The following is a 16,744-nucleotide window of genomic DNA, read 5'->3' as shown; positions in this document are numbered from 1 at the left end:
ATGATTGCCAGCAAATTCGGTATCGGCCAGCAGGTCCGCCACACTTTGCTAGGGTATTTGGGTGTGGTCGTGGATATCGACCCGGAGTATTCCCTTGATGAACCGTCAGCAGACGAGCTGGCGGTGAACGCAGAGCTTCGCGCCGCGCCCTGGTACCATGTGGTAATGGAAGGTGATGATGGACAACCCGTTCACACCTATCTGGCCGAAGCGCAGCTGAGTAGCGAGCTGCAGGAAGAGCATCCGGAGCAACCCACAATGGATGAACTTGCTCAGACTATCCGCAAACAGTTACAGGCTCCGCGCCTGCGGAACTAAGCGTGTAAAAAAAGCCCGATAACGGGCTTTTTTTTATTACTTCGCCAGCCCCAGACGGGGGATGTCGATCGCCGGACAGCGATCCATGACGACCTTCAACCCCGCATCCCGCGCCAGCACGGCGGCCTGCTCGTTAATCACGCCCAGCTGCATCCACAGCGTTTTCGCCCCTACGGCGATAGCGTCCTGCGCCACTTCCCACGCTGCTTCGGAATTACGGAAGACATCGACCATATCGATTTTTTCCGGCACGTCCGCGAGCGTGGCGTAACCCTGCTGACCCAGCAATGTTTTCCCCGCCACTTTTGGTGAGACCGGGATAACGTGATAGCCCTGATCGAGAAGGTATTTCATCACCCGATAGCTGGGACGATCGGGTTTATCGCTCGCGCCCACCAGCGCAATGGTACGCGTGGATGTCAGAATCTCGGCAATATCGTTCTCTTTCATGGTTTTTCTCCTGGCTTTTTTAAAAGTGTACGCCAAACCGCACATCTCAACCATCCATCCCATACAGATGCATGAGGGCAAAACGGCGAAATATGTCTATATGTTAGTAAACGTGATTATCGAAAAATTTAGATACATTAATGCGGCGACAGGATTTCTGACGGGAGCCTTCTATGAAAACCGGTATTGCCACTGCCCTGATTGCGTTAGTGATGCCGGTCTGCGTTTTTGCTACCACGCTCCGGCTCTCTACCGACATTGATCTTCTTGTACTGGACGGAAAAAAGGTCTCCAGCTCGTTATTGCGCGGTGCAGACAGCATCGAGTTAGATAACGGGCCGCATCAGCTGGTCTTTCGGGTAGAAAAGTCGATCGGTCTGGCTAATCACGAGCAACGGATGTACATCTCCCCGCCGCTGATCGTCAGCTTTAATACCCGGCAAATCAGTCAGGTGAACATCACCCTGCCTCGCCTTGAAACGGAGAAGGAATCTGCGGCCTTCGACGCTTCACCCCGCGTTGAACTGCTGGACGGGAATGCGATGCCGATCCCGGTGAAGCTGGATATTCTGGCGTTAACGACCTCGCCGAAAGGCCCGGATTACGAGGCCGCGACCCAGGCCTATAACAAAGCGGGAAAACGCGCATCGCTTCCGCAGTTTGCCACCATGATGGCGGACGACAGTACGCTTTTATCCGGCGTCTCTGAACTGGACGTTATTCCTCCCCAGTCCCAGACCCTGACGGAACAGCGTCTTAAATTCTGGTTCCAGCAGGCCGATCCCGACACGCGGGCCCGTTTTTTACAGTGGGCAAAACAACAACCTTCATCATAAGCCACATTTTTTACGCCTTTCTCTTGCAGCGTCAGACGGTTCCCGTCATCGTGTAGTCAGTTAACCTGATGGATATGATTATGGAACTGACAACACGCACGCTGCCTGAGCGCAAACACATTGCTCTTGTGGCGCACGATCACTGTAAACAAATGCTGCTTAACTGGGTTCGACGCCATCAGCCTTCGCTGGAAAAGCACGCCCTGTCGGCGACCGGCACAACCGGTAACCTGATCCAGCGCGAAACGGGTCTGCAGGTGAATGCCATGCTGAGCGGCCCGATGGGCGGCGATCAGCAGGTCGGCGCGCAGATTTCCGAAGGGAAAATTGATGTGCTGATCTTCTTCTGGGACCCGCTGAACGCGGTTCCGCACGATCCGGATGTTAAAGCGCTGCTGCGCCTGGCGACGGTGTGGAATATTCCGGTGGCGACGAACCTGTCGACGGCGGATTTCATCATCGAATCGCCGCAGTTTAACTCGCCGGTTGATATCCTTATTCCGGACTATCAGCGTTATCTTTCCGAGAGACTGAAGTAGCTTTTTTGCCGGGTGGCGGCTACGCCTTACCCGGCCTGGAAAATCTTTCCTGACATCGTTATGGCTTACGCGCCACCGGCACATCAATACTCTTCAGGATATCGACAAACACGGATGGCTCCTCTTTATTGAACAGCAGCCACACGCGATGCCGCGCGCGGGTGATGGCCACATACAGCAAACGCCGCTCTTCGGCATCCGGGAAATCTTCCGGCACCGGCAGCAGGGCCTCTTCCATCACCGACTCGCGGGCCGGGGCCGGGAAACCGTCGCTGCCCTCTTTCAGCCCCACCACAATCACATAGTCAGCCTGCTGCCCTTTGCTGGCGTGAATTGTCATAAATTCAAGCTGCAGTTTCGGCCAGCGGGTGGCGGCTTTTTCCAGCGTCGCGGGCTTAAGGTGATGGTAGCGGGCCAGCACCAGAATACGTTCATCGGGCTTCGCGTAGCCGCTGAGCTTGTCCAGCAGCGGCTCCAGCTGGTCATCTGCAAGCAGGGTGACGGCTTTTTTATCCCCTGGGCGCAGGCTATTGAGCGGCTTGGCCAGCTGATGCGGGTTTTGCTGGATAAAGCGGTTGGCGATCTCACCAATGCGTGAATTGAAGCGGTAGGTGGTGTCCAGATCGCTGCGATCCCCTTCGCCAAAATAGTGGTGGAACGCGGTCGTCAGGGAGAGCTGCGCCCCGCTGAAGCGATAGATGGCCTGCCAGTCGTCACCCACCGCAAACAGCGACGTATGTTTATTTTGCGCCCTTAGCGCCGAGAGTAGTGCAGCACGCTGCGGAGAGATATCCTGGAACTCATCCACCAGAATGTGTTTCCACGGGCTGACAAAACGTCCCTTCTCAAGAATGATGATGGCCTGATGGATTAAACCGGAGAAATCGACGGCATTTTCCTCTTTCAGCGCGGTTTTCCAGGCTTTCAGCAGCGGAGCCATCAGCTTGACCCGCTTCGAAAACAGATCGCGGATCGCCTCCGGCGCGCTTTCAATCATCTCTGCCTGCGTTCCACCGTGCATTCGCATCAGGCTGACCCAGCGGTCAAGTCGCGAACCCAGCCGACGCGCCAGTTTGTCATCCTGCCAGAAGCTGCCCTCTGGCACCTCCCAGCTGAGCTCCTCCTCCAGCCACTGACGCCACCCTTTCGCCTGCGCCTTTTTCTCACTGCACTGCTGGCGCCACGCTTTGATGAACAGCGCCTGACGCGCCTGCGCGTCGTTTTCCAGCTTACTGATGGAAGGCACTTTTTTACTGCCCTGCTGAATAATATGCAGCGCAAGGGCATGGAAGGTTCTGGCCGTGATATCCCGCGTGTGCAGACGTTCCTGGATACGTTCGTCCATCTCCTGGGCAGCCTTGCGGCCAAAGGCCAGAAGCAGTATTTGATCGGCTACCGCTTCTCCGGTCGTCAGCAGCCAGCCGGCACGCGCCACCAGCACCGACGTTTTACCGCTACCGGCCCCCGCCAGCACCAGCAGCGACTGCTCGCCGTTGACCACCGCGCGCGCCTGGGCCGGATTGAGCGGTGAAGACTCCACCGTACTAAAAAAGTCGGCGTATTGGGTGAGCATGGCGTCCGTCCAGGCCTGGTTATGGGCGAGACGGCTTTTATCCTTATCATTCAGCCACGCCTGACACTGGCGCCAGGCGTCGCGACAGTTGTCAAACTCGTCGAGACGCGTCACGGAGAGCGGCAGCGCCGAGAGTGCCTGTCGGATCTTTTGCTGCAGCCCGGCGGTCTGCTGACGGGTCAGCCACGCGTGCTGTGCGTTGCTCTGCGCGATATCGTCCAGCACCTGCTGCAGCACCTGGGCGGCAATTACGCTCATATCCTGGCTCCACTGCTGCCAGAGTGCGTTCAGGTGATGATGGAAACGCTGGGTTTCCGACCACTCGGTGCCGTGAAGACGCACGACTTTATCGTCAGGCAGAACGAACTCCAGCTCGCCCCACACCAGCCCGCGCTTACAGTGGATAGCCAGAAGCTGATTAAACGGAATAAGGTATTCGTGGCGTTCCCCGGAGACTTTCACCCCGGCATTAAGGAGAACCACCCTGTCGTAAGGGTGTTGCGCCAGGCGTTTGCCTAACGAGGTTGCTTTCAGTTCCATGTTCCGCCAAATCCACGAAGAGATAATTTACCTGACAGTTTAACTGCCAGTTTTAAGGTGCTCCAGCCTAAAAAAACGTTACAATCATTGGGCGTTAATTTTATCGAAAGGAAGTGAGGGTTTATGCGTACCGTTCTGAATGTGTTGAATTTTGTGCTGGGCGGTTTTGCCACCACCCTTTCCTGGCTTTTCGCCACGCTGGTGAGCATCGTCCTGATTTTCACGCTTCCCCTGACCCGTTCCTGCTGGGAGATCACAAAACTCTCCTTAATCCCCTACGGAAATGAAGCTATCCACGTTGACGAGCTCAATCCGGAGAGCAAAAACGCCCTGATGAATACGGGCGGAACCCTGCTGAACATTCTGTGGCTGATTTTCTTCGGCTGGTGGCTGTGCATCATGCATATTTTTGCCGGTATTGCACAGTGCATCACGATTATTGGTATTCCGGTGGGGATAGCGAACTTTAAGATCGCCGCTATCGCCCTTTGGCCCGTCGGTCGCAGGGTTGTTCCGGTAGAAGTGGCCCAGGCGGCGCGTGAAGCAAACGCGCGTCGTCGTTTTCAGTAAATAAGGACCGGCCGCGTTTATGCTAAGCCCACTGCTTCGCCGTTATACCTGGAACAGCACCTGGCTATACAACGTCAGGATATTTATCGCGCTTTGCGGCACGGTTGCCCTGCCCTGGTGGCTGAATGATGTCAAGCTCACCATTCCGCTTACGCTGGGGGTGGTGGCCGGGGCGCTGGCGGACCTGGACGATCGTCTGGCCGGACGTTTACGTAACCTGGTCATTACGCTCGTCTGCTTTTTCATTGCGTCAGCGTCCGTTGAGCTGCTTTTCCCGTGGCCCTGGCTGTTTGCCCTGGGCCTTACGCTCTCAACCAGCGGGTTTATTTTGCTGGGCGGCCTCGGGCAGCGCTATGCCACCATCGCGTTTGGTGCATTGCTGATCGCCATCTACACGATGCTGGGCGTTTCCCTGTACGACCAGTGGTACCAGCAGCCGGTTCTCCTGCTGCTGGGCGCCATCTGGTATAACCTGCTGACGCTAACCGGTCATCTGATCTTCCCGGTTCGCCCGCTGCAGGATAACCTTGCCCGCAGCTTTGAGCAGTTAGCCCACTATCTGGAACTGAAATCCCGGCTGTTCGACCCGGATATCGAGGAAGAAAGCCAGGCTCCGCTCTACGATCTGGCGCTGGCAAACGGCCAGCTGGTCGCCACCCTTAACCAGACAAAAGCCTCTCTGCTTACCCGTCTTCGCGGCGATCGCGGTCAGCGCGGAACGCGAAGGACCTTACACTACTATTTTGCCGCCCAGGACATTCACGAACGTGCCAGCTCCTCGCACGTTCAATACGCGGCCCTGCGCGAGAAGTTCCGCTACAGCGACGTGATGTTCCGCTTCCAGCGCCTGCTGTCCATGCAGTCTCAGGCGTGTCAGCAGCTCTCGCGCTCCATTCTGCTGCGTACGCCCTATCAGCATGACCCCCGCTTTGAACGCGTATTCAGCCATCTTGATGCGGCGCTCGACCGCGTTCAGGCCAGCGGAACGTCACCGGAGCACATCAAAGCGCTGGGCTTTCTGCTGAACAACCTGCGGGCGATTGATGCTCAGCTGGCGACCATTGAGTCCGAACAGGCGATGGCGCTGCCGGGCAGTGAGGTGGAAAATCAGCTTGCTGATGACAGCGTGCACAGCGTTAGCGATATGTGGCTACGGCTGAGCCGTAACTTTACGCCGGAGTCGGCACTCTTTCGCCACGCGGTAAGAATGTCGCTGGTGCTGTGCGTGGGGTATGCCTTTATCCAGATAACCGGGCTGCACCACGGCTACTGGATCCTGCTGACCAGCCTGTTCGTCTGCCAGCCAAACTATAACGCCACCCGACACCGTCTTGCGCTGCGTATTATCGGCACGCTGGTCGGCGTCGCGATCGGCCTTCCGGTGCTCTATTTCGTGCCCTCCGTTGAAGGTCAACTGATTCTGATTGTGATCACCGGCGTGCTGTTCTTCGCGTTTCGCAACGTGCAGTACGCGCACGCCACCATGTTCATCACGCTGCTGGTGCTGCTCTGCTTTAACCTGCTGGGTGAAGGGTTTGAAGTTGCCCTGCCCCGCGTGATCGATACCCTGATTGGCTGTGCGATTGCCTGGGCTGCGGTCAGCTTTATCTGGCCGGACTGGCGTTTCCGCAATTTGCCGCGCGTGGTAGACAGGGCAATGAACGCCAACTGTCGATACCTTGACGCAATCCTGGAGCAGTACCACCAGGGGCGCGATAACCGCCTGGCTTACCGGATAGCCCGTCGCGACGCGCACAACAGTGACGCAGAACTGGCCTCCGTTGTCTCTAACATGTCAACGGAGCCTCGCGCCACGGCGGAGATTCGTGAGACTGCGTTCCGCCTGCTCTGTCTGAACCATACGTTCACCAGCTATATTTCGACGCTGGGTGCCCACCGTGAGAAACTCACCAACCCGGGCATTCTCAACCTGCTCGATGATGCCGTCTGTTACGTTGATGACGCACTTCATCACCGACCGGCCGATGAGCCGCGCGTTCAACAGGCCCTGGATGAACTGGCTCAACGCATTGCGCATCTTGACCCAGGAAACGACAGCAAAGCGCCGCTGGTTCTTCAGCAAATAGGCCTGCTTATCGCTCTGCTGCCTGAAATTTGCCGGCTGCAACAGCAAATCGCTACCTGGAGGAGTGATTCTCCTGTGGCTCAGGCAGCGCATTAAACCACTCCGTCAGCTCCCGGCGAATGCCTGCCGGGAGTGCCGCCTCATGCAGCCCCTCGATAGCCCCTTCCAGCGCGAAAAGAACTTTAATACCGAGCGCTTTGTTTTTTGCCCGCATCTTCAGCCAGCTCGCTCTGGCACCCAGCGCCCGCAGCGTTTCCTCATTGGTGATGCCAGCTTCAAAGAGCAAGACTTCAAGCTGAAAGGTCAGGTTTGGCAGATCCTTGAGTCGGTTTCGTTGATGGCGCTGATAACGCTCTTTTCTTGCCGCACTGAGCGCAAACGAGGAGAGCTGAAGCAACCGCTCCCTGTCCTGCCATAATCCGTCATCCACACGATAATAGTTGAGCAGCACAGGGCGGCCTCGCTTCATCAACGTCAAAAAAGAGGAGGCATTTTTTACACAGTATTTCGCACTCTCTTCACAGGCGCGAAGATAAAGCTCTCCGTCTGACACCATGGCAAAAACCGCATCATCCACCGCCAGGGTATAGCCTCCAAACAGCGCACGATGATGAATCTCGCCCAACGGGGAGAGGTATTCCTGGGATTTATAAATCCGTTCATAAGATATCTTTTTCATGATATTTCCCTTCAAAATCATAAAGTAACAACGAAATTTCTTACTAGCGGATCCGTTAGCAGGAAAATAGGCAACTTATTGCCGATGAGCAAGATGATTTTTCGAGGGACATCAACATTGAATGAATTTTGCGAGTCGCTTTCCGAAAATGAGGTTGATCTTTATGCATACAGGGGTTACTGTATATCCATACAGTAACTACAGGGCTGGAATGAATATGCACACTTCAGGCTATGCAAATCGCTCAACCTCTCTCTCTTCTACCGCAGGCAATGTCGCGCAGAATTCCGTCGAGCGTGTTTCCACGGGGCTTATCAGTGAAGTGGTTTATCGTGAAGACCAGCCCCTGTTGACGCAACTTCTGTTGTTGCCGTTATTACAACAGCTTGGTCAGCAATCGCGCTGGCAGCTTTGGCTCACGCCTCAGCAAAAACTGAGCCGTGAGTGGGTTCAGTCCGCAGGCCTTCCGCTTACTAAGGTCATGCAAATTAATCAGCTCCCGCCGTGCGATACCGTTGAGTCGATGATCCGCGCGTTACGCACCGGAAATTACAGCGTGGTGATTGGATGGTTCCCGGAAGAATTGACGGAAGAGGAACATTTCCGTCTGACTGAAGCAGCCGAAGAAGGGAATGCGATCGGGTTCATTATGCGTCCGGTTCGATCGGATTCTTACCGCAGAGGACAACTTTCTGGGCTAAAAATTCACTCAAATTTGTATCATTGAGAGAAATTAAGATTTTTCCTGGAATTTTTTTTGACCACAAGATGGCATTAAAGTTCCCGGCCTGAAAATTGCGGCAAGGCTTGTCTGGTGCGGTTCTCCTTAATTTTATTGCACAAAATTCGTTCGAAAAATGTTAAATAATCGGTATACGGAACTTTTTTTTTCATATGCCTGACGGACTTCACACTTGTAAGTTTTCAGCTACGTTGTAGACTTTACATCGCCAGGGGTGCTCGGCCTAAGCCGAAGATATCGGTAGATTTATATTTGACCACGCCCCCCCGTGAAGGATTTAACCGTGATTCTCTCCTGAGACTTTCATGGCGAATTTTGGATGATAACGAGGCGCAAAAAATGAAAAAGACAGCTATCGCGATTGCAGTGGCACTGGCTGGCTTCGCTACCGTAGCGCAGGCCGCTCCGAAAGATAATACCTGGTATGCAGGTGGTAAACTGGGCTGGTCTCAGTTCCACGACACCGGCTGGTACAACAGCAGCCTGAACAATGATGGCCCAACTCACGAGAGCCAGCTTGGTGCAGGTGCGTTCGGTGGCTATCAGGTTAACCCGTATGTTGGTTTTGAAATGGGTTACGACTGGTTAGGTCGTATGCCATACAAAGGCGACACCATCAACGGCGCTTTCAAAGCACAGGGCGTTCAGCTGACCGCTAAACTGGGCTACCCAATCACTGACGATCTGGACGTGTACACCCGTCTGGGCGGCATGGTATGGCGCGCAGATTCCAGCAACAACATCTCTGGTGACAACCATGACACCGGTGTTTCCCCAGTATTCGCTGGTGGCGTTGAGTGGGCTATGACCCGTGACATCGCTACCCGTCTGGAATACCAGTGGGTTAACAACATCGGCGACGGCAACACCGTTGGTGTTCGTCCAGACAACGGCATGCTGAGCGTAGGTGTTTCCTACCGTTTCGGCCAGCAGGAAGAAGCAGCTCCAGTTGTTGCTCCAGCGCCGGCTCCAGCTCCAGAAGTACAGACCAAGCACTTCACTCTGAAGTCTGACGTTCTGTTCAACTTCAACAAAGCGACTCTGAAACCAGAAGGCCAGCAGGCACTGGATCAGCTGTACACCCAGCTGAGCAACCTGGATCCTAAAGACGGTTCCGTAGTGGTTCTGGGCTTCACCGACCGTATCGGTTCTGACGCTTACAACCAGAAACTGTCTGAGAAACGTGCTCAGTCTGTTGTTGATTACCTGATCTCTAAAGGTATCCCAGCTAACAAGATCTCCCCACGTGGTATGGGCGAATCTAACCCAGTTACTGGCAACACCTGTGACAACGTGAAAGCTCGCGCTGCACTGATCGACTGCCTGGCTCCAGATCGTCGCGTAGAGATCGAAGTTAAAGGCATCAAAGACGTTGTAACTCAGCCAGCGGCATAAGTTATCGTCTTATAAAAAAACCCCGCCATGCGGGGTTTTTTATTGTCTGAAGAAAAGAAAAATCTATTTTTTACCCAACAGAGCCTGAAGGTCGTTCTTCAGCGTCGACATCTGGTTGGCGTACTTCTCTTTATGTTCGGCATCCTCAATCAGCTGCACGATGGTTTCCGACAGCGTTTTGCCCCGTCGTTGTGCCAGCCCAGCCAGGCGTTGCCAGACAACGAACTCCAGGTCGATTGATTTTTTGCGAGTGTGCTGATGCTCAGCATTAAAATGCCGTTTGCGTCGCGCGCGGATAGTTTGCTTCATCCGGTTTAACAACGCGGGATTGATGTGTTTCTCAATCCAGCCGTTAACCTGTACCGGTTCATTTTCGAGGGTCAGCAAAATATCCACGGCTTCTTGCGCAGCGCTGGCTTCGACGTAGCAGGTGATCAGCTCCCCTTCACGGTGCTTTTTGACCAGGTACTTCCATTTCCAGCCGCTTTCGAGATTTTCCAGTTGTTGATATTTCATTGCGATCTCAGTGTTACCACGTAACTCTGTTCAGAATATCAGTTTTTTAGCAATCTGCTGAAAAGAAATCATATCCTGTGAGTGAATGCAGCCAATCGCCCTGTCGAAATGCCCAATCCTGCTTGGGTAGAGCCCCCCGCTTACGGTATACTCCACGCTTTTACATCTGACTAAAAAACATCAACTTTGACCATTACGAAACTTGCATGGCGTGACCTTGTTCCGGATACCGAAAGTTACCAGGAACTGTTTGCACAGCCCGAACTCGCAAAAGAACACGAATTCATCCTTAGCGATACGCAGCCTCGTTTGCATTATGCGCTGGAGCAGGTGTTAAGCCCATGGGCAACAGCGCCCTTCATGCTGCTCAAGGCCCCGGAAGAAGCGGAATACCTGACGCTGCTCGGTGATGCCGTGCGCCAGCTGAAGCCGGAAGCGAACGCAGTTTTTGGCGGCCAGTATCGTATTGCGGGACATGATGTCACTTTCGAACCAACGGCGCAGACCGATGGCCGTTTTGCCGTTAAAGGCGAAGTGATTACCGCTAACTGGGTCGAGGCGGAACAACTCTTTGGTTGTCTGCGCCAGTTTAACGGCGAACTTTCGCTGCAGCCGGGGCTGGTTCATCGCGCAAATGGCGGTGTTCTCATCATCTCACTGCGTACCCTGCTCTCGCAGCCGCTGCTGTGGATGCGTCTGAAAACTATCGTCAACCAGCAGCGTTTCGACTGGGTCGGCTACGATGAGTCTCGTCCTCTGCCTGTCTCTGTTCCGTCTATGCCGCTGTCGCTGACCGTCGTGCTGACGGGCGACCGCGAATCGCTGGCGGACTTCCAGGAAATGGAGCCGGAACTGGCTCAGCAGGCGGTGTATAGCGAATACGAAGACAACATCCAGATTGCTGACGCCGACGATATGGCGCAGTGGTGCCAGTGGGTGATGGCCGTTGCTGAGCGTTTTTCGCTGCCAACCCCTGCGGCTGACGCGTGGCCGGGCTTAATCCGCGAAGCGGTACGCTACACCGGTGACCAGGAAACGCTGCCGCTTTGCCCGCTCTGGATCGGCAAACAGCTGCGTGAAGTGGGTGTGATTAGCGGTAACGGGGCGTTCAGCGGAGAACAGCTCACTCAGATGCTGGCTCAGCGTGAGTGGCGAGAAGGCTATCTTGCCGACCGTATGCAGGATGAAATTCTGCTGGAACAAATTCTGGTGGAAACCGAAGGCGAACGCGTCGGGCAGATCAACGCCCTGTCGGTGATTGAATTTCCTGGCCATCCGCGCGCATTCGGGGAGCCGTCCCGTATCAGCTGCGTTGTGCACATTGGCGATGGCGAGTTCACCGATATTGAACGAAAAGCCGAGCTGGGCGGCAACATTCACGCGAAAGGCATGATGATCATGCAGGCGTTTTTGATGTCAGAGCTGCAGCTTGAGCAACAGATCCCCTTCTCCGCCTCGCTGACGTTTGAGCAGTCCTACAGCGAAGTGGATGGCGATAGCGCCTCTATGGCCGAGCTGTGCGCCTTAATCAGCGCCCTGGCGGAAGTGCCCATCAATCAGAACATCGCGATCACCGGTTCGGTGGACCAGTTCGGTCGTGCACAGCCAGTGGGAGGCCTCAACGAAAAAATTGAAGGCTTCTTCTCTATCTGTCAGCAGCGCGGTTTAAACGGCAAACAGGGTGTGATTATTCCTGCTCCCAACGCACGCCATTTGAGCCTCAGCCAGGATATTCTGGATGCGGTTGAGCAAGAGCAATTCACCATCTGGGCCATCGAAGGGATTGAGGATGCGCTACCCTTACTGACAAATCTGGTTTGGGATGGCGAAGGGCAAACCACCCTGATGCAGACTATCCAGGAGCGCATTGCTCAGGCGACGCAGCAGGATGCTCGTCATCGTCATCCATGGCCGTTACGCTGGCTGGGCTGGTTTAGTTCGAACTGATCGGACTTGTTCAGCGTACACGTGTTAGCTATCCTGCGTCCTTCACTAAAATAAGGCTTACTGAGAACATGGTAGATAAACGCGAATCCTATACAAAAGAAGATCTTCTTGCCTCTGGTCGCGGTGAACTGTTTGGCGCTAAAGGCCCACAGTTACCGGCCCCGAACATGCTGATGATGGACCGTGTCGTGAAAATGACCGAAACCGGCGGCAACTTCGATAAGGGTTACGTAGAAGCAGAACTCGATATCAACCCGGACCTGTGGTTCTTCGGTTGCCACTTTATTGGCGATCCGGTAATGCCTGGCTGTCTGGGCCTGGATGCCATGTGGCAGCTGGTTGGCTTCTATCTGGGCTGGCTGGGCGGCGAAGGTAAAGGTCGCGCGCTGGGCGTGGGCGAAGTAAAATTCACTGGCCAGGTTCTGCCTACGGCGAAGAAAGTGACCTATCGTATTCACTTCAAGCGCATCGTTAACCGCCGCCTGATTATGGGCCTGGCAGATGGCGAAGTGCTGGTCGATGGTCGTCTGATCTATAGCGCAAGCGACCTGAAAGTTGGCCTGTTCCAGGATACTTCAGCTTTCTGATCGTGCTTTTGGCACCCCCAGAAAGGCGAAACCTCCGCATTGCGGAGGTTTCTTTTTTAAAAGAGACGTTATCAGGCTATGAGTGCCCTGTCGCCGATGGCTTCTCGCCAGCCTCCAAGCCATTGTGACCTTTGATTTATCGTCTGATAAGGACACATTTCTTTAGAACGTCCAGCGATGCCGGCCTGATAACCACGTTGATGAGCCCGTTCCAGGCGATCTCGTTTCTGTCTCTTCATGCCTCGTTTCCCTCATTCTTTTGTCTGGTGGAAAGAAAACAGTGTCTGCACTATCTGCACAGGCACAGATAACGAATACCCCGAATTAGTCGCATCGTCAATGTTCAAAATTCATACAGGTGTCATATTTGTGAGCTAGCCGGAAGTTCATTTGTACAAAAATTGTGACGTGGCACAAGTAACAATCTGAACTGAAAACGAAAAAAAACCGCAATCAGCAACAGGCCAACTGCGGTTTTTGATGATGAATTTTACTTATGGCAGCCGGGAAATTTCTCTCGCGATGCTGGCCGACTCCTGTGCCCAACCCTGAGCCAGAACTTTCACCATTTCATCATAGCCATCTTTCTGCTGCTTCAGCTCCAGATGGAAAGGACGCTTAATCAGCTGCCCCTGATGGTTCAGCAACCACTCCCCGCTGATCACCACCGCACCGTCATAACGGCCGTGGAAGCCCGTTACCGTGACGTTAAGCGTATCCTGGTCGTTACCCAGCGGCTGCGACGCGACAACCCAGCCCGGAAGCTGACTGCCCAGATTGGCCACCAGCGTGTTACGCAGCTGCTGATCCAGCGGGCTGGCCCACAGGTTGTTCGTCGCAATCACGTATTTAACGTCGCTGGTCTGATAGACCACGCCGTTTCCTGCCAGATAATCCGGCACGGCAACCTGCTCAACCCACAGCTGGCGGTTTCCCTGGCTGGCCGTGCTTTGTCCACCGCTGTGGGTAGACACAGGCAGCTGATAGTAGCTTTTATTATCTACCCCTGAACTGCACGCCGTTAACAGCAGAGCGCCAACCATCAATAGCCACTTTTTCATTCTTTTGCCCTCTTCGGCTCAGGATCCTTTTTATCTTTCGCTTCGAACACCAGCGCATTGCTCTTCTCGTTGAGCGTTTTCAGCACCGGCTGCAGTTCACGCAAGACCTGATCAAGACGCTGCATATCTGCCACCATCTTGTTGTACGCCGCTGAACCCGGCTGGAAGCCCTGCATACTGCGGTTCAGCTCACGTAGCGTTTTCTGCATATCCTGCGGCAGCTGCTGCATGCTCTGGCTCGCAGTGATCTTGTTGATGTTATCCAGCGTGGTTTGCAGGCGACGCATCGTTGCCTGGCTTTCGCTCAGAGAGTTCGTCGCCGCTTCAATCATCGGATTCAGTGGCAGATTGTTGATCTTATCCAGCGTTTCCATCAGACGCTGCTGGATCTGAGCCAGACCGCTGCTCACCGTTGGAATGATCTTGTAGCCACCAAATTCACGAATACCGGTAATCGGCGGTGCTTTCGGGTAGAAGTCCATATCCACATACAGCGCACCGGTCACCAGATTACCCGTCTTCAAGGAACCTCGCAGACCACGGTCCATCAGTTGACTGATATGGGTGGCAATATCCTGATTCTCGCCAATCTGGTTAAGCAGACGTTCCGGCTCGATGCGGATCAGTACCGGAATGCGGTAATCATCGTCAAGCATCTGGCTCAGGCCCGGAACAAAGAACGGAACTTGCCCAACTGTACCAAGACGAATACCGCGGAACTCAACGGGTGCGCCCGGCTGCAGACCGCGGACGGAATCCTTGAAGAACATCAGGAAGTCGATGTGGTCGGTATAAAGCGCGTCCTGAATGCTTCGCTGATCGTCAAAGAGTCTGAACGCCGTTTTCTCGGCAACCGGCTGCCCCAGATCCTGCCCTTCCGGCACATCAAAGCTCACCCCACCGCCAAACAGCGTGGTTAAGGAACCCATTTCTACGCGCATCCCCGCCGACGTAAGATCGACCGCGATCCCGCTGTCCTTCCAGAAGCGAACGTTGCTGGTCACCAGACGATCGTTTGGCGCATTGATGAAAAGCTGATAGCTGATGGTACGCTTTTGCGCATCGAAGGTGCTGGTTTCAACGGAACCGACGCGGTAGCCGCGGAACAGTACCGGGTCACCCGCCGTAAGCTGGCCTGCTTTTTTGCTGTCGAGGATCACGCGGATACCCTTGGCATCAGGCGGCGCAAGCGGCGGTGAGTCGAGAAGCTGATATTGCCCAGGCTGGCTGCCCTTCGTGCCGGGCTGCAGTTCAATATAGGCCCCGGAGAGCAGCGTCCCTAAGCCGCTGATCCCTTCGCGCCCCACCTGCGGTTTAACGACCCAGAAAACGGAATCGCCGTGCAGCAGTTTTTCCATGCCGGCATTAAGGCGCGCCTTAATTTCCACGTGGGTTAAATCGTCGGTCAGGGTTGCGCTTTCGACCACGCCCACGTCCACGCTACGGCTTTTGATGGTCGTTTTACCGCCCTCAATCCCCTCGGCATTGGTGGTTATCAGCGTGACTTCCGGTCCCTGATGGCTGTAATGATAAAACAGGATCCATGCACCGATCAGCGCGGTCACAATGGGGAAAATCCACACCGGCGACCAGTTTTTGACCTTCTGCACTTTCGCCTCTCCACTCTTATTTTCCATGCTCTTACTCTTCCTCATGGCTTGATTCAGGCTCACGATCCCACGATAAACGAGGGTCGAAGGTCATGGCCGCAAACATGGTCATAATCACGACCAGTGCAAACATTAAAGCCCCCATCGCGGGATAAATACTCATCAAACCGCCCATCCGCACCAGTGCAGAGAGAACGGCGATGACAAACACGTCAATCATTGACCAGCGTCCGACAAACTCGACCACTTCATAAATCAGGTGCATGCGTTCGCTGTCGCGTTTTCCATGACCCTTCGCATCCCAACAGAGCCAGGCGATGGCGATCATTTTTAAGGTTGGCACCATAATACTGGCGATAAAGATCACGCCGGCGACAGGATAGGAACCTTCGCCCCACAGCAGGATCACCCCGGCGAGGATCGTCGAGGGCATTTTATCGCCGAGCAAATCGGTGATCATGATCGGTAGAATATTGGCAGGCAGATACAGCATGATGGAGGTGACCAGCAGGGCCATCGTCCACTGAAGGCTATTTTTACGGCGTACGTGACCCTTCGTTTCGCAGCGCGGACAAACGTCGAGATCGGCGGGCAGCACGGCGGTGCAGCACGGGCAGGAACGCAGCCCCTGACGAATGCCGGGCACGCCGACTTTTACCGTCTGCGCAAGCGTCGGTGCCGGGGCGATATCATCCCACGCCCAGCGTCTGTCCACGCACTGGAAAGCACGCAGCTGCAGGACACAGTACAGGCACCACGGAATAAAGCTGCTGCCGATCCCCACGTCGCCGTACGCCATGAGCTTCACGAAACTGACCAGAATGCCCGCCAGAAAGATCTCGGCCATGCCCCAGCTTTTAAGCTGAAAAAGGATACGCGCCAGCCGGATTTTCAGTGATGAGGGCATCCTGACGCGGTTGACCAGCAAAAGGATAACGACCAGGCAAAAAGCCGGGACTATCTGGACAAACAGGAGAAAAAAGGTGCCGAGGCTGGCGTAATCTTCCGAGAACATCACGCCCGGGATTTCAAGCAGATCCACCTGGCTGGTTATCCCTCCCACCTTCATATAGATGAAAGGGAAGAGATTGGAGAGCAGCAGCATGAACAATGCTGCCAGAGCGTAAGCAGTGGGACGCTGCCGCGGCGCGTCCCACTCGGTTGTCAACGTTGCGCCGCAACGTGGACACAGGGCTTTATGTCCGTGACCAAGCTCTGGCAACGCCACGAGCATATCGCATTGCGAGCATAAAATATGCCTGTCGGCATGGTGCTGGTCACACATATGTTATCCC

General features: G+C 54.7%; 17 protein-coding genes. 9 read left to right on the top strand and 8 right to left on the bottom strand.

The genetic code is table 11. The features are described 5' to 3' along the window. Nucleotides 1–318 carry a heat shock protein HspQ gene (gene hspQ, locus HB664_RS10775; RefSeq protein ID WP_008499919.1) on the top strand — a complete coding sequence of 106 codons (318 nt, stop codon included), beginning with the start codon at nt 1–3 and terminating at the stop codon, nt 316–318. A gap of 36 nt (nt 319–354) precedes the next feature. Here hspQ and HB664_RS10770 read toward each other — a convergent pair whose 3' ends face one another. Then, nucleotides 355–768, bottom strand: a complete 414-nt coding sequence (locus HB664_RS10770) for a CoA-binding protein (protein ID WP_028012609.1) — start codon at nt 766–768, stop codon at nt 355–357. Between the two features lie 173 nt (nt 769–941). Here HB664_RS10770 and HB664_RS10765 point away from each other — a divergent pair, with 173 nt between their 5' ends. Continuing rightward, nucleotides 942–1,604 carry a DUF2057 family protein gene (locus HB664_RS10765; protein WP_219940779.1) on the top strand — a complete coding sequence of 221 codons (663 nt, stop codon included), beginning with the start codon at nt 942–944 and terminating at the stop codon, nt 1,602–1,604. Between the two features lie 80 nt (nt 1,605–1,684). Further along, nucleotides 1,685–2,143: a methylglyoxal synthase gene (gene mgsA, locus HB664_RS10760; protein WP_094934911.1), complete on the top strand. Its 459-nt coding sequence runs from the start codon at nt 1,685–1,687 to the stop codon at nt 2,141–2,143. A 58-nt stretch (nt 2,144–2,201) separates the two neighbouring features. On the opposite strand, the gene helD is transcribed toward mgsA, so the two are convergent. After that, nucleotides 2,202–4,256, bottom strand: coding sequence for a DNA helicase IV (helD, locus tag HB664_RS10755; RefSeq protein ID WP_219940778.1), 2,055 nt, complete (start codon nt 4,254–4,256; stop codon nt 2,202–2,204). Nucleotides 4,257–4,379: 123 nt separating this feature from the next. Between helD and HB664_RS10750 the strand changes: the two genes are divergently transcribed. Beyond that, a complete protein-coding gene (locus tag HB664_RS10750) occupies nt 4,380–4,826 on the top strand; it encodes a YccF domain-containing protein (protein ID WP_023311032.1) in 447 nt (148 codons plus the stop codon). Between the two features lie 19 nt (nt 4,827–4,845). Beyond that, nucleotides 4,846–7,008, top strand: coding sequence for a YccS family putative transporter (gene yccS / locus HB664_RS10745; RefSeq protein ID WP_033145122.1), 2,163 nt, complete (start codon nt 4,846–4,848; stop codon nt 7,006–7,008). On the opposite strand, the gene HB664_RS10740 is transcribed toward yccS, so the two are convergent. After that, a complete protein-coding gene (locus tag HB664_RS10740) occupies nt 6,965–7,591 on the bottom strand; it encodes a TfoX/Sxy family DNA transformation protein (protein ID WP_033145121.1) in 627 nt (208 codons plus the stop codon). The two genes, yccS and HB664_RS10740, sit on opposite strands and share 44 nt — an antisense overlap. 217 nt (nt 7,592–7,808) lie before the next feature. On the opposite strand from HB664_RS10740, the gene sulA reads away from it, so the two are divergent. Together sulA and ompA are read left to right on the top strand one after the other, a co-directional pair. Beyond that, nucleotides 7,809–8,318, top strand: a complete 510-nt coding sequence (gene sulA / locus HB664_RS10735) for an SOS-induced cell division inhibitor SulA (RefSeq protein ID WP_087822284.1) — start codon at nt 7,809–7,811, stop codon at nt 8,316–8,318. A gap of 354 nt (nt 8,319–8,672) precedes the next feature. Further along, the gene (gene ompA / locus HB664_RS10730; protein WP_023311028.1) at nt 8,673–9,728 is read left to right on the top strand and encodes a porin OmpA; all 1,056 of its coding nucleotides are present in this window, start codon (nt 8,673–8,675) and stop codon (nt 9,726–9,728) included. 63 nt (nt 9,729–9,791) lie between these two features. Here ompA and matP read toward each other — a convergent pair whose 3' ends face one another. Then, the gene (gene matP / locus HB664_RS10725; RefSeq protein ID WP_032658161.1) at nt 9,792–10,244 is read right to left on the bottom strand and encodes a macrodomain Ter protein MatP; all 453 of its coding nucleotides are present in this window, start codon (nt 10,242–10,244) and stop codon (nt 9,792–9,794) included. 186 nt (nt 10,245–10,430) lie between these two features. Here matP and HB664_RS10720 point away from each other — a divergent pair, with 186 nt between their 5' ends. Next, a complete protein-coding gene (locus HB664_RS10720) occupies nt 10,431–12,191 on the top strand; it encodes a Lon protease family protein (RefSeq protein WP_219940777.1) in 1,761 nt (586 codons plus the stop codon). Nucleotides 12,192–12,259: 68 nt separating this feature from the next. Beyond that, the gene (gene fabA, locus HB664_RS10715) at nt 12,260–12,778 is read left to right on the top strand and encodes a 3-hydroxyacyl-[acyl-carrier-protein] dehydratase FabA (RefSeq protein ID WP_008499931.1); all 519 of its coding nucleotides are present in this window, start codon (nt 12,260–12,262) and stop codon (nt 12,776–12,778) included. Nucleotides 12,779–12,849: 71 nt separating this feature from the next. On the opposite strand, the gene rmf is transcribed toward fabA, so the two are convergent. The 4 genes from rmf to pqiA form a co-directional block, all read right to left on the bottom strand. After that, nucleotides 12,850–13,017: a ribosome modulation factor gene (gene rmf, locus HB664_RS10710; RefSeq protein ID WP_013097261.1), complete on the bottom strand. Its 168-nt coding sequence runs from the start codon at nt 13,015–13,017 to the stop codon at nt 12,850–12,852. Between the two features lie 255 nt (nt 13,018–13,272). After that, nucleotides 13,273–13,839: a membrane integrity-associated transporter subunit PqiC gene (gene pqiC, locus HB664_RS10705; protein ID WP_033145118.1), complete on the bottom strand. Its 567-nt coding sequence runs from the start codon at nt 13,837–13,839 to the stop codon at nt 13,273–13,275. After that, nucleotides 13,836–15,476, bottom strand: coding sequence for an intermembrane transport protein PqiB (gene pqiB / locus HB664_RS10700; protein ID WP_033145117.1), 1,641 nt, complete (start codon nt 15,474–15,476; stop codon nt 13,836–13,838). Before pqiB ends, pqiC begins: the two co-directional genes overlap by 4 nt. A gap of 4 nt (nt 15,477–15,480) precedes the next feature. Next, nucleotides 15,481–16,734, bottom strand: a complete 1,254-nt coding sequence (pqiA, locus tag HB664_RS10695; RefSeq protein WP_023311024.1) for a membrane integrity-associated transporter subunit PqiA — start codon at nt 16,732–16,734, stop codon at nt 15,481–15,483. Between the last annotated feature and the right edge of the window lie 10 nt (nt 16,735–16,744).

Source organism: Enterobacter sp. DNB-S2, assembly GCF_019443845.1.
Classification (GTDB): domain Bacteria; phylum Pseudomonadota; class Gammaproteobacteria; order Enterobacterales; family Enterobacteriaceae; genus Enterobacter; species Enterobacter asburiae_B.
Note: the sequence above shows the minus strand (reverse complement) of the source record. Positions and strands in the feature narration are given on the sequence as shown.

What these genes read in the sequence shown, in the direction of transcription:
- fabA (WP_008499931.1), top strand. Translation starts at nt 12,260, where the DNA reads ATGGTAGATAAACGCGAATCCTATACAAAAGAAGATCTTCTTGCCTCT.
- mgsA (WP_094934911.1), top strand. Translation starts at nt 1,685, where the DNA reads ATGGAACTGACAACACGCACGCTGCCTGAGCGCAAACACATTGCTCTT.
- helD (WP_219940778.1), bottom strand. Translation starts at nt 4,256, where the DNA reads ATGGAACTGAAAGCAACCTCGTTAGGCAAACGCCTGGCGCAACACCCT.
- matP (WP_032658161.1), bottom strand. Translation starts at nt 10,244, where the DNA reads ATGAAATATCAACAACTGGAAAATCTCGAAAGCGGCTGGAAATGGAAG.
- yccS (WP_033145122.1), top strand. Translation starts at nt 4,846, where the DNA reads ATGCTAAGCCCACTGCTTCGCCGTTATACCTGGAACAGCACCTGGCTA.
- HB664_RS10740 (WP_033145121.1), bottom strand. Translation starts at nt 7,591, where the DNA reads ATGAAAAAGATATCTTATGAACGGATTTATAAATCCCAGGAATACCTC.
- pqiB (WP_033145117.1), bottom strand. Translation starts at nt 15,476, where the DNA reads ATGGAAAATAAGAGTGGAGAGGCGAAAGTGCAGAAGGTCAAAAACTGG.
- HB664_RS10765 (WP_219940779.1), top strand. Translation starts at nt 942, where the DNA reads ATGAAAACCGGTATTGCCACTGCCCTGATTGCGTTAGTGATGCCGGTC.
- hspQ (WP_008499919.1), top strand. Translation starts at nt 1, where the DNA reads ATGATTGCCAGCAAATTCGGTATCGGCCAGCAGGTCCGCCACACTTTG.
- HB664_RS10750 (WP_023311032.1), top strand. Translation starts at nt 4,380, where the DNA reads ATGCGTACCGTTCTGAATGTGTTGAATTTTGTGCTGGGCGGTTTTGCC.
- rmf (WP_013097261.1), bottom strand. Translation starts at nt 13,017, where the DNA reads ATGAAGAGACAGAAACGAGATCGCCTGGAACGGGCTCATCAACGTGGT.
- HB664_RS10770 (WP_028012609.1), bottom strand. Translation starts at nt 768, where the DNA reads ATGAAAGAGAACGATATTGCCGAGATTCTGACATCCACGCGTACCATT.
- ompA (WP_023311028.1), top strand. Translation starts at nt 8,673, where the DNA reads ATGAAAAAGACAGCTATCGCGATTGCAGTGGCACTGGCTGGCTTCGCT.
- pqiC (WP_033145118.1), bottom strand. Translation starts at nt 13,839, where the DNA reads ATGAAAAAGTGGCTATTGATGGTTGGCGCTCTGCTGTTAACGGCGTGC.
- sulA (WP_087822284.1), top strand. Translation starts at nt 7,809, where the DNA reads ATGCACACTTCAGGCTATGCAAATCGCTCAACCTCTCTCTCTTCTACC.
- pqiA (WP_023311024.1), bottom strand. Translation starts at nt 16,734, where the DNA reads ATGTGTGACCAGCACCATGCCGACAGGCATATTTTATGCTCGCAATGC.